At 69.2% G+C, this 11,488-nt stretch carries 13 protein-coding genes; 5 read left to right on the top strand and 8 right to left on the bottom strand.

Annotated elements, in window-relative coordinates; all coding sequences use genetic code 11:
* The 6 genes from VKA86_04255 to rpiB all read right to left on the bottom strand — a co-directional run.
* Positions 1 to 583, bottom strand: a 583-nt coding sequence (locus VKA86_04255; GenBank protein HKK70406.1) for a hypothetical protein, incomplete at its 3' end; no start/stop codon positions are given.
* Positions 573 to 1,145: a hypothetical protein gene (locus tag VKA86_04250; GenBank protein ID HKK70405.1), complete on the bottom strand. Its 573-nt coding sequence runs from the start codon at positions 1,143 to 1,145 to the stop codon at positions 573 to 575. The genes VKA86_04250 and VKA86_04255, both read right to left, overlap by 11 nt.
* Positions 1,135 to 1,722: an outer membrane beta-barrel protein gene (locus VKA86_04245; GenBank protein ID HKK70404.1), complete on the bottom strand. Its 588-nt coding sequence runs from the start codon at positions 1,720 to 1,722 to the stop codon at positions 1,135 to 1,137. Before VKA86_04245 ends, VKA86_04250 begins: the two co-directional genes overlap by 11 nt.
* A gap of 109 nt (positions 1,723 to 1,831) precedes the next feature.
* Positions 1,832 to 2,995, bottom strand: coding sequence for a Na/Pi symporter (locus VKA86_04240; protein HKK70403.1), 1,164 nt, complete (start codon positions 2,993 to 2,995; stop codon positions 1,832 to 1,834).
* Complete coding sequence (gene tal, locus VKA86_04235) at positions 2,992 to 4,077, bottom strand: transaldolase (GenBank protein HKK70402.1); 1,086 nt, start codon at positions 4,075 to 4,077, stop codon at positions 2,992 to 2,994. The genes VKA86_04240 and tal overlap by 4 nt, the downstream gene beginning before the upstream one ends.
* On the bottom strand, positions 4,074 to 4,562 hold the full coding sequence (rpiB, locus tag VKA86_04230) for a ribose 5-phosphate isomerase B (GenBank protein ID HKK70401.1): 489 nt from the start codon (positions 4,560 to 4,562) through the stop codon (positions 4,074 to 4,076). Before rpiB ends, tal begins: the two co-directional genes overlap by 4 nt.
* 218 nt (positions 4,563 to 4,780) lie before the next feature.
* Between rpiB and VKA86_04225 the strand changes: the two genes are divergently transcribed.
* Positions 4,781 to 6,046, top strand: coding sequence for a phospholipase D-like domain-containing protein (locus VKA86_04225; GenBank protein HKK70400.1), 1,266 nt, complete (start codon positions 4,781 to 4,783; stop codon positions 6,044 to 6,046).
* A complete protein-coding gene (locus VKA86_04220; protein HKK70399.1) occupies positions 6,043 to 7,362 on the top strand; it encodes an MATE family efflux transporter in 1,320 nt (439 codons plus the stop codon). Before VKA86_04225 ends, VKA86_04220 begins: the two co-directional genes overlap by 4 nt.
* Positions 7,363 to 7,364: 2 nt before the next feature.
* On the opposite strand, the gene VKA86_04215 is transcribed toward VKA86_04220, so the two are convergent.
* Positions 7,365 to 7,916, bottom strand: coding sequence for a DJ-1 family glyoxalase III (locus VKA86_04215; GenBank protein HKK70398.1), 552 nt, complete (start codon positions 7,914 to 7,916; stop codon positions 7,365 to 7,367).
* A gap of 232 nt (positions 7,917 to 8,148) precedes the next feature.
* Here VKA86_04215 and VKA86_04210 point away from each other — a divergent pair, with 232 nt between their 5' ends.
* The 3 genes from VKA86_04210 to VKA86_04200 are packed head-to-tail and all read left to right on the top strand — an operon-like array spanning position 8,149 to position 10,687.
* Positions 8,149 to 8,604 (top strand): hypothetical protein, encoded by a 456-nt coding sequence (locus VKA86_04210; protein ID HKK70397.1) that lies wholly within the window; start codon positions 8,149 to 8,151, stop codon positions 8,602 to 8,604.
* Positions 8,601 to 9,419, top strand: coding sequence for a glycerophosphodiester phosphodiesterase (locus tag VKA86_04205; protein ID HKK70396.1), 819 nt, complete (start codon positions 8,601 to 8,603; stop codon positions 9,417 to 9,419). The genes VKA86_04210 and VKA86_04205 overlap by 4 nt, the downstream gene beginning before the upstream one ends.
* Positions 9,416 to 10,687 carry an MFS transporter gene (locus VKA86_04200; GenBank protein ID HKK70395.1) on the top strand — a complete coding sequence of 424 codons (1,272 nt, stop codon included), beginning with the start codon at positions 9,416 to 9,418 and terminating at the stop codon, positions 10,685 to 10,687. Before VKA86_04205 ends, VKA86_04200 begins: the two co-directional genes overlap by 4 nt.
* Here VKA86_04200 and VKA86_04195 read toward each other — a convergent pair.
* Entirely contained in the window at positions 10,681 to 11,475 is a 795-nt protein-coding gene (locus tag VKA86_04195) for a DUF481 domain-containing protein (GenBank protein HKK70394.1), read from the bottom strand. The two genes, VKA86_04200 and VKA86_04195, sit on opposite strands and share 7 nt — an antisense overlap.
* Positions 11,476 to 11,488 lie beyond the last annotated feature (13 nt).

The following is an 11,488-nucleotide window of genomic DNA, read 5'->3' as shown; positions in this document are numbered from 1 at the left end:
GCCACAGACGGAGCGAATCGCCCACGACCCGCGAGATCCGCACCGACCGCGAGCGGCGGATGGTCTCCGTGTCCGAAGGCGGCTCCGATTCCGCGATCACGCGCGCGCTCATGCTGGGCGGTCCCCAGTCCGACGGAACGTCGAACGCGACGCCGATCGCGTGGGTCGTACGCCGCAGGTCGACCTCGATGGTGTCGCCGGACACGGGGATCACCGCGAAGTCCGACCACGTGGCCACGCTGTCGGGAACGAACGCCAGTTCGAGGTCCAGTGGCGGATGGATGGGCCGGGCCTCGTCACCGTCCGAACGGAACGTGAACCAGTCCCGGCGCGCGGCCGCGGGTCCGGTCCCGGGATAGTAGACCTCGTTGGACACGAAGATCGAGAAGTCCGACCACTCGACACCGTCGACGCCGATCACCCGGAAGGCCGGTGCCCACGGCTCGAAGTCCCCCAGCGAGTCGGCCGGCGCCTCGGACTCGTCGACGACCCCGCGCTCACCCTCCGGCACGAACAGGTCGCCCGTGCACCCACCGAGTGCGAGCGCCAGCGCGAGACCGACGAGGGTCCATCTAGAAGCCACGCCCCACTCCGACCCGGTAGACCTGGCTCCACACGAAGCCGATCTCCTGTTCGTCGCCGGTGGGGATGCCCGCCTCGTCGAGCACGGGGCGGCTCACGGTCTGCAGGCGCAGGATGGCGTCGAAGCGCACGCGCCAGTCGGTGTCGATGTTCCACCGGCCGCTGCCGCCGAACTCGAAACCCTCACTGACCGAGTCGATGTTCGGGCGGTTCTCGAAGGCGACGAAGGTCACGCCCAGCAGCATGCCGCCGTTCAGGCGCCGTTCGCGCCAGGGCTCGACACGGCCGCGCACCGAAACCACGACCACGTCCTGGAACTCGTCGCGCACACGGTCGCGCGCGCCCACACGACCCAGTTCGAGTCCCATGGAGAAGAAGGGCAACACCTCGGCGAGCACCGTCGCGCTGACGCTGACGTCGTCTTCGAAGCGGATCTCCTCGTCGAAGTCGGTCCAACCCGCGTTGACCGAGAACTCCAGTCCCCGGCCGCCGAGCTGCGCCCACGCCGGCGCGGCCATGAGCACGGACATCGCCACGATCCCGAGCACGAGCCTAGAAGACATAGCTCGCTCCGATCCGCAGGGCCCGGCCCCACAGCGACACGCCGTCGTCCACCAGCTCGAGATCGCCCAGTTCGTCCTGCTGCACGGTCCAGCGAGAGAAGGCCTGGCGCCGCAGCACCCACTCGCCGCGCACCATCCAGTGCCGGTTGGCCATGTAGCGCAGGCCCAGACCGACGTCGTAGGCCTCACCGTACGAGTCCGGGTCGTCGGAATCGTCGAGGATCACGAGCGCACCACCGACCAGGAGGAACGGCGCCCAGCGGGTCGCCCAGGGCTCGATGCGCGCGTGCAGCCCGAAACTCACCTGCCGCGCGCTGTTCCCGCTGACCGCGCGCTCGGTGTAGACCTCGTCGAAGCTGCCCTCGAGCCGCAACCACGACGACATCTGCGCACCGAGTCGGGCGCCAAAGAGGCCGAAGTCCTCGTAGTCGGTCAGCCGGTCGAAGTCGTAGTAGCCCACGTAGGGCCCGAATTCGAGCACCCAGCGGTCGGGCGCCCTGTCCCGGGCCTCCGCGGGCGTCGCGAGACTCGCCAGGAGGCACCCGGCCAGGATCGTGCAGAGGATTCTCGGATTCATGTCACCAGGAGGAGCCGATCCGCCCCGGGTGTGAGGACGTGCCCGTGAATGTCCCCCGCGACACCCGCGCTCGTCAAGGACCAGACGAGCACGCCCGACGGAGACCGGGCTAGCGCGCGATCCAGATCAGCACGACGGGCAGGAGGAAGAACACGCCGAGAACGTAGCCGATCGCGTATCCGGGAGAGTGGACCGCGATGCGCCCTAGCCCCTTGGCCAGACCGATCGGGATCCGCCGGAACCAGTACAGCGCCGCGATCCCGAAGATGTTGAAGTAGACGTGGCACAACGCCACCGTGAGTGCCTCGGAGCTCCCCGTGACCATGCTCGCGAGCAGTGCCGTGATGGTGGTGCCCACGTTCGCGCCGAGCACGAAGGGGAAGATGTTCTCCACACTCACGAACCCGGCCGCGAGCAGCGGAATGGTCAGACTCGTGGTCACACTGCTGCTCTGCACGAGGATGGTGATGATCGAGCCGACGACGATCCCGCGGATCGGATGCTTGAACAGGTAGCGGTGCAGCACCACCTCGACCTTGCCCATCATCAGCGACTTCATCAGCCGGACCAGGTAGCGCAGGCTGCCGATGAGAAGGACGAGCCCCATGACCAGCAGGATGAACGCGGCGACGACGTTGTTCGGGCTCACGGCGACCAACGTCGACTCGAGCATTTCGACGGTCGGCTCGACCGCCTGCTTCAGCGGACTGTCGAAGTCGACACCACCCCGGCCTATGAGCAGTTCGTTGGTGGCCACGGCGACCTTGTGCAGGAACCCGGTCGCCAGCTCCAGCGGAAGGAAGACGGCCACCGCGAGCAGATTGAAGAAATCGTGCACGGTGGCCCCGGCGAAGGCCCGCTGGAACTCCTGCTTCGCGGTCATGTGGCCGAGCGAGACGATCGTATTGGTGATGCTCGTGCCGATGTTGGCACCCATCACCATGGGCACGGCCTGTTCGATCCCCACACTGCCCGACGCCACCAGACTCACGATGATCGAGGTCACCGTGCTCGAACTCTGCACCATGCTGGTGGCCAGGATGCCCGTCAGCAGTCCGCTGAAGGGATTGAGCGTGTATTCGAATAGGCCGCGGGCGAAGTCGTCGCCCATGAGCTTGAAGGTGTCGCCGATCAGTTCGATCGACATGAGGAAGACGTAGAGGACACCAGCCAGGGCCAGGACGCGCAGCCAGCGCTCCCGATGTGACATCGACGCGGCCGGCGCGGCGACGCGCGGCAGGTCCTCGGGACGTTCTTCCGTCAGGTCGCTCATCGTTTCGCGTCGATCGATTCGATCAGACCGGCGAAGGCGGTCTCGAACTTCTCGACACCCTCGCGCAGGAGCTGCGCGGTGACGGCGTCGAAATCGACGCCGGCCGCGCCCAGGTCTTCGAAGACGCGACGAGCTCCGTCGACGTCGCGCTTCACCGTGTCCGCCTCGGGCTCGCCGTGGTCGAGCCACGCCTCGAGGGTGACGGTGGGCATGGTGTTCACGGTGTCGGGACCGATCAGCTCCTCGACGTAGATCGTGTCGCGGTAGGACGGATCCTTCGTGCTCGTGCTGGCCCACAGCGGGCGCTGCACGCGCGCGCCGGCAGCCGCGAGTGCCGCCCAGCGGTCCGACCCGAAGATCTCCTCGAAGTTCGCGTAGGCCACCTTGGCGTTGGCGACACCGGCCCGTCCGCCCAGCGGGGACCCCTCGGGGAGCTTCGAATCGACCAGCGAGTCGACGCGGCTGACGAAGAAACTGGCCACGCCCGCGACGTCGTCGATCGATTCGCCGGCCCGGTGGCGAGCCTCGACGGCGTCGACGTAGGCGTGCATGACGTCGATGTGTGCCTGTGGCGAGAACAACAGCGTGACGTTGACGTTGATGCCCTCGGTCAATGCGGTACGGATCGCGGGCACGCCCTCGGGGGTGCCTGGAATCTTGATCATGAGATTCGGACGATCCACCTCTCCCCAGAGACGACGCGCCTCCTCCACGGTGGTCTCGGTGTCGTGGGCCAGACGGGGATCGACCTCCAGGCTCACGAACCCGTCGGCCCGGTCGCTCGCGTCGTACACGGTCCGAAGGACGTCGCAGGCGCGCTGGATGTCGTCGACGGCCAGGCTCCAGAACACCGCCTGGGCGTCGTGGCCGTCGGCGAACAACCGGGCGATGTCGTCGTCGTAGACGTCGCCGTCCTGCAGGGACTTCTGGAAGATCGCGGGATTGCTGGTGATGCCGCGCATGCCGTTCTCGTCGCGCATGCGCTCGACCAGTCCCTCCTGGAGCTCGCGGCGGGACAGCTGGTCCCACCAGAAGGACTGACCGAGGTCGTGCAGGGCCACCAGGGGATTCTTCGTGCTCATCGGCTTCCTCCGTCGGGCGGTGCGGGTACGGAGTCCGGCCATCGACCGGCCTCGATGTCCAGTACCTTCCCCAACCGCCGGGCGTGACGGTCCTCGCCACTGAACCGCGCGGCCAGGAAGGCTCGCAGCAGATCGGGCATCACCGCCGGACCGATGATCCGCGCGCCGAGGCAGAGGACGTTCATGTCGTCGTGTTCGACACCCTGAGCGGCCGAGTAGGTGTCGTGACAGACCGAGGACCGCACGCCCCGCACCTTGTTGGCGGCGACACAGGCCCCGACCCCGCTGCCGCACAGGACGATCCCCCGCTCGGCCCGCCCCTCGGCGACCTCGCGCGCGACGGCGGCGGCGTAGTCGGGATAGTCGACGGATTCCGTGGAATGGGTGCCACAGTCGACGATCACGTGACCGGCTTCGGTCACGCAGCGCAGCACCAGGTCCTTGAGGGGAAACCCCGCGTGGTCGCAACCCACGGCGACGTGCATACTCGCCCACTCGATGCGAGGTGCTCACCCCGCGGATGGCTCCACGGGGCACGGTCCGCCCGAGTGTAGGCGGGAGTCCGGTGGCAGGCAACTTCCACACTGGGCAGTCCGCCCCCCTCATGGCACCTTGTCACGACTTCGGAGCCGATCCGGGGACCGGAGGAAGCCCCGATCCGCGGCCCTGGCGTACCTTCCGACCCCAGACGGAGTCCGCGACCATGAGCAGCGGCCTGCGCTCCCTTCATCGAATCTTCAAGAAACTCCGGACTCTCGGAGTGGCCGCCACCGCACTCGTCGCCGGCGCCGGAGCCCGCGACGCGGCCGTAGCGGGTCCGACGGCGCTGCAGCTCGTGGCCACCTGGCCGATCGAAGTCGATGATCCCGCACCCCCCGCGCTGCCGGCGGCGCACGCGGTGTGGGTGGACATGATCGACGACGCGACCGTGCGGATCGATCTGGCGCACTTCTACGCGAGCAACCGCGAGGGGTCACGGCTCGAGCCGGTGATCGTGGCGCTCGAGCGTGCGGCCGCGCGCGGGGTGACCGTGCGCTGGCTCGCCGAGGACTCCTTCCACGCGACCTATCCCGAGACCCTCGGTCGACTCGACGCCGTCGACGGCATCGAGGTCCGCCGTCTGCGCACCCGTGAGCTGCTCGGCGGTCCGCTGCACACCAAGCTCATGCTGGTCGACGGGCGCGAGGCCTTCGTCGGCAGCCAGAACTTCGACTGGCGCGCACTCGAACACATCGTCGAGCTCGGGGTTCGCATCGTCGAACCGAAGACGGTGGGCCTTTACGAAGCCGTGTTCGACACCGACTGGAGGGTCGCGGGCGGAACCGGTGTCGCGACGTCGAACGATGCATGGGACGTCGACACGTCGGTGTTCCCGCGCACCGTCGAACACGACGGTGCCACGGTCGAGATCGTGCCGGTGCTCGGGGGTCCCCGACTGCTGCCCGACCGCACGCTGTGGGATCTCCCGCACCTCCTCGACGCGATCGACACCTCCACCGAACGCGTGCGGGCGCAGATGCTCACCTACAGCCCGATCACGCGCGACGGCGAGTTCTGGCCGGATCTCGACAACGCGCTGCGCAGCGCGGCTGCCCGCGGAGTCCGGGTCGAGCTGCTCGTGTCGCACTGGAACACGCGACCGGGACAGATCGAGCACCTGCAGAGTCTGCAGTGTGTCCCGGGGATCGAGGTCCGCATCGCGACGGTCCCCGGCTGGTCCGGCGGATTCGTTCCCTACGGGCGCGTCCTGCACGCCAAGACCCTGAGCGTGGACGGACGGTTCGCCTGGGTCGGCACGAGCAACTGGAGCCACGACTACTTCCACGGCGGCCGCCACCACGGCCTGGTCGTCGAGGGAGCGAGCTTCGCCCGCGAGGTCGACGCCTTCTTCGAACGCGTGTGGAACGCGCCCTGGTCGGCGACCGTCGACCCCGGACGCACGTACCCGGAGCCGCGCGTCGGAGGATGAACGGGATCCGCGGACTGCAGAGCCGCTTCCTGCGGCTGGCCGTGCCGAACATCCTGTCGAACCTCATGGTCCCGCTGGCGAGCGCCATCGACGTGGCACTGCTCGGACACCTGGCCGACGTACGGGACCTGGCCGGTGTGGCCCTGGCCACGGTGCTGTTCGACGTCTTCCTGTGGGGTTTCGGATTCCTGCGCATGGCCACGACCGGCCTCACCGCGCAGGCGCGGGGCCGACGCGATCCCGACGCCGAGCGCACGATCGCCCTGCGGGCCGTCGCGATCGCCGTCACGGCCGGCGTGGCGATCCTGGTGTTGCAGTGGCCCCTGCGTGAAGCCGGGTTCCTGGCCCTGCAGGGAACGGCCGAGCTCGAGGTCGCCGCACGGGCCTACTTCGACGCGCGGATCTGGGGCGCGCCCTTCGTCCTGCTGAACTACGCGTGGCTGGGTTGGCTGCTGGGCCGGGAACGGAGCGGTCAGGCGCTGGTCATGTCGATGGTCGGACACGGAACGAACATCGTACTCGACGTGGCGTTCATCGCCGGTCTCGGCTGGGGCGCCGCCGGCGCGGGCGCGGCCACGGCACTGAGCCAGGTGGCCATGACCGCGGTCGCCCTGCGCCTCGTCGCCCCCGCGCTTCCGTGGAGTGCGGTCCGCCGTGTCCTGCCGCGCCTGCGCGACCGGCGAGCCCTCGGTGGCTTCTTCTCGCTCGGACGCGACATCACGATCCGCACGCTCCTGCTCGTCGGTGTGTTCGCGGTGTTCACGAACATCGCCGCCGCCATGGGCACGGTCACGCTGGCCGCCACGGCCGTGCTACGGCAGGTGGTGATGCTGGCCGCGTGGTTCGTCGACGGCTTCGCCTTTGCGGTCGAGAGTCTGGTCGGCGTCTTCGCGGGCGAGAACGATCGCGAAGCCCTGCACCGCACCCTGCGCGTGGCCATGGCCTGGGGCGTGGGCACGAGCACGATCGTGGCGGTCGCGTGTGTGCTCTTTCCCCGCGCGCTCCTCGGCCTGCTCGTCGATCACGTCGACGTCATGGACCGCATGGTCGAGATCGTGCTCTGGCTCGTGCCCGTCCTGGTGTTCAGCGCGCCGGCCTACGTGTACGACGGGTTCTTCCTGGGACTGACCGCGGGGGCCACGCTGAGACGGGCGATGATCGTGTCGACGCTCGGGGGCTTCGTGCCCCTCGCCGCCGTGGCCGTCACGACCGGCGACGTCCACTGGCTGTGGGCGGCCCTCAGCACCTTCATGCTGGCCCGGACGTGGACGCTGGGCCGGCAGGTCGCCGGGCATCTGCGAACCGTCGATCGCTGAGATCAGGACGCCGCGTGCAGCAGTGCGCGCGCGACCTCGAGCGACTTCGCCCGCCCGCACAGACGCGCGACGAGGGCGAGGGCGAAGTCCATGGCGGTCCCCGGTCCCTGCGACGTGACCAGGCCCTCGGTCTCGACCACCGGCTCGTGGCGACGGCCCTTCGTGTCGAGCCGCGACTCCCAGCCCGGGTAGCACGTGAACTCGCCCTCGCGCAGCACGCCCGCCTGGTCGAGCGCGAACGGAGCGGCGCAGATGGCGGCAACCGGTCGCCCGGCGTCGACACGCTCGCGCAGCAGCGCGCGAACCCGGGGATCGGCGGCGAGGTTCTCGGCGCCCCGCGACCCTCCCGGCAGGACCAGGAGATCGACGTCGGAATCGGCCTCGTCGAAGGCGGAGTCGGGGACGAAGACCATGCCGCGCGAGCCCTGCACGGCGTTCTCCCCGTGCAGGCCGGCCAGGACGACCTCGACCTCGGCGCGCCGCAGCACGTCGACCACGGTCGCGGTCTCGATCTCCTCGAATCCCTCGGCAAGCAGGACCAGGGCGCGAGCCATGACGGATCCTCCCGCATGGGTGAGCGAAGACAGGCGGGAGCCCGGCCCGCAAGCTAGCAGAAGACCACGGGTGTCGGCAATTCCGGCGCTCTGACACCGCAATTGGACGCCGACCGCCACGATGCGCTAGAATGTCGAAGATCCATCAGGACACGAGGCCTGCAACCCCGACGACCCGACCCCCTCGAGCCCGGCCCGTGGACATTCCTCTCTCGCCAGGAGGAGGTCCGACATGATCCGGGAAATGGCCGAAGCCGTCCGCCCGGCCCCGCTCCCCGTCGTGGACATCCGGATCCGTGTTCACCGGGACGGACGACGCGTCCAGGTCGAAGACGCCGAGATCCACGTTCCCGCCGAGGCCCGGCGTGCCGACGATCGCCCGCGCGTGCGGTGGTGCCTCGACGGAGACCTGCTCGCCGACGAGTTGGTCCTCGTCCACGGCCGCCCTCTCGACTGGACGGGACCGAGCCTCCGCCGGGTCCGCGGACTCCGGCTCGTGGAGGGCGCGTTCCCGCAGCCCTTCCTGCTCACCCGACAGCAACCGCGCGTTCTCAGCGGCCCGGTCCGCGACGTGTTCCCGGACGACGTCGGCGAGGTCGGGTGGAGTTTCGGAGCGGTTCTGGTTCGCGGCGACGACACACCCTGGGTGGGTTCGTCGCTCCTGCGCCTGGTCCGGGACCGGTCGTGACCCCGACCGAGCCGACGGGGCGCCGTCCGAAGGCGGCGGCGCCCTTCGTCATCGCCCACCGCGGCAGCAGCGGCCGCGCCCCCGAGAACACGATCGAGGCCTTCGACCGCGCGGTGTTCGAGGACGGGGCCGAAGGTCTGGAGCTCGACCTGCGGTGCACCCGCGACGGCTACGTGGTGGTGCTGCACGACCGCACCGTCGACCGGACCACCGACGGCCGGGGCCCCGCCCACGCCTTCACGCTCGACGAGCTGCAGTCCCTGGACGCGGGTCACCGTTTCCGTGACGAGGCCGGCGAACACCCCTTCCGCGGGTGCGGAATCCATGTCCCGACCCTGGAGGACGTGCTCGCGCGGTATCCCGACACCTGGCTGTCGCTGGATCTCAAGGAGGGCGACCCGGCCGCCGAGCGGCGGACAGTGGAACTGGTGGACGCGGCCGGCGCCCGGGGGCGCGTGGCCGTGAGTGCGGAGTCCGCGCGCAGTGCGCGGCGCCTGGCCGCCCTGGACCCCGACCTGCCGCGCTTCTTCGATCGTGCGTCGGCCTGGCGCTTCTTCCTGCGACATCGCACCCGGGTCTGGTGGGGCTATCACCCACGCGCCCGGTCCCTGCAGATCCCGGTGTCGTACAGGGGGCAGCGGCTCGACACTCCACTCCTGCTCGCCGACGCGCACCGCTTCGGCATCGCCGTACGCTACTGGACGGTGAACGACGTCCCCACCATGCAGCGCTTGATCGATCGCGGCGCCGACGGGATCATCACCGACCATCCCGCGCGGTTGCGGGACCTCCTCCGGAGCAGGGGACTACGATGAACCGCGCCGAGCGGGCCTGGATCCTCTACGACGTCGGCAATTCCGCCTTCGCGACGACCATCATGGCGGCGGTCCTGCCCGTGTACTTCTCGCGCGTCGCGAGCGAGGGCCTGGATCCGGCGATGGCGACGTCGAACTGGGGCTACGCCAACACGCTGGCCATGGCCCTGACCGCCTTCGCGGCCCCGGTGCTCGGTGCCTTCGCCGATGCCGGCTCCGGGCGCAAGAAGCTGCTGGGGGGCTTCGCCTTCGCCGGGGCGCTCTTCACGGCCGCGCTCTTCGGAGCCGGGCCGGGCGACTGGGTCCTGGCCGCCGCGCTGTACGTGCTCGCACGCATCGCCTTCGCCAGTTCGGTCGTGCTCTACGACAGTCTGCTACCGCACGTCGCACCGCCCGAGGACTACGACACCGTCTCGTCCCGCGGCTTCGCCTTCGGGTACCTCGGCGGCGGAATCCTCCTGGCGCTGCAGGTCCTGGTGATCAGCTACCCGGGCTGGCTGGGGATCCCCGACACCACCTGGGCCACACGCATCGTGTTCCTGACCACGGGACTGTGGTGGGCGGCCTTCACGGTGCCGATCCTGCGGCAGGTGCACGAGCACGGCCCCGCGGATCCGACCGTGGCCACGCTGGGAACCTTCCGACGCGTCGCCGAGGCCTTCCGCCGCCTACGACGCACCTTCCGCGAACTTCGCCGCTACCGCGAGGCGTTCAAGTTCCTCGTGGCCTTCTGGCTGTACAACGACGGCATCGGCACCATCGTGGTCATGGCCGCGGCCTTCGGAGCCGAGATCGGCCTCGATCGCACCCAGCTCATCCTGGCCATTCTACTGGTGCAGTTCCTGGGCTTTCCCTTCGCGATCCTCTTCGGCCGGCTGGCGAAACGCATCGGAACCCGGAACGCGATCCTGGTGGGACTGGTGGGCTACACGATCCTGTGCGGATTCGCCTGGTTCGTGCACACCGAGCGCGACTTCTTCCTCATGGCGATCGGTGTGTCGATGTTCCAGGGCGGTTGCCAGGCGCTGAGTCGCTCGCTGTTCGCGAGCATGATCCCACTCGATCGGAGCAGCGAGTTCTTCGGCTTCTACGACGTCAGCAGCAAGTTCGCGAGCATCATCGGGCCGGCCCTGCTGGCCACGGTGGCCCGCTTCACGGGCGAATCACGCTACGGTGTGATCGCGTTGATCCTGCTGTTCCTGGGCGGGATCGCGGTTCTCACACGCGTGGATCTGCACAAGGCCCGCGCCGAGGCCGGGCATCAGTAGCGGAAGCGCAGGCCGGTGGCGAGGTCCCAGTCGAGCTCGTCGACATCGTCGGGCGGTTCGGAGTCGTAGGCAGCGTCGACGGTGGTCCGCAGCGCGAATCCGCCGCCGAGCGGTGCCTCGAGGCCGGCACTGGCGATCGCCCGCAGGTCGTCCGGCTGGTCCCAGCGCGGCTGGACGAAGGCGTTGGCCGAGAACGTGACCCCACTCGGGAGGCGCCACGCGAAGTCCAGGAAGCTCGACAGGCGTTGGTCGGTGTCCTCGACCTCGGTGCCGCCGTCGATGCGCTCGATCTCGACCATGTGGGCCGTGCCGAGACGTAGGTGCACGGCCTCCGCCCGGACCAGGTCGAAGCGCGCCCCCACACCCAGCAGGAATCGCGACCGCAGACGCTGGAAGGGATTGCGCTGCCACTGCACGAAGAGCAACGAGTTCAGGACCTCGCCGAAGGCACGGTTGTGGCGCAGGTGCAAGAAGGTGTCGTCGGCGTTGTCGGTACCATCGGCACGTTCGAGGTCGTAGCCGAGGATCGCGCGAAGCCGGTCGCGCTGGCTCGCCCACTGCAGGGTGGCCGTGACCGCGACGTCGAAGGTCTCGGTGTTCCCGCCCGATGCCTCCAGGGCGATGTCGAGGACGGCGTCGAATCCGGAGGCCTCGGGATCGAGGCTCTCGAGCGTGTTCACGATCTGAGCCCGCGACGGCCCGGAGAGCGCGACCAGGACCGCCAGCACGATCGCCAGGGAACCCGGGATCTCGCGGATCGTCCGGCCGTGGTATAGTGATCGCGTCATTCGCCCTCCTGTC

The sequence above is a fragment of the Candidatus Krumholzibacteriia bacterium genome (assembly GCA_035268685.1).
GTDB lineage: Bacteria > Krumholzibacteriota > Krumholzibacteriia > JAJRXK01 > JAJRXK01 > JAJRXK01.
Note: the sequence above shows the minus strand (reverse complement) of the source record. Positions and strands in the feature narration are given on the sequence as shown.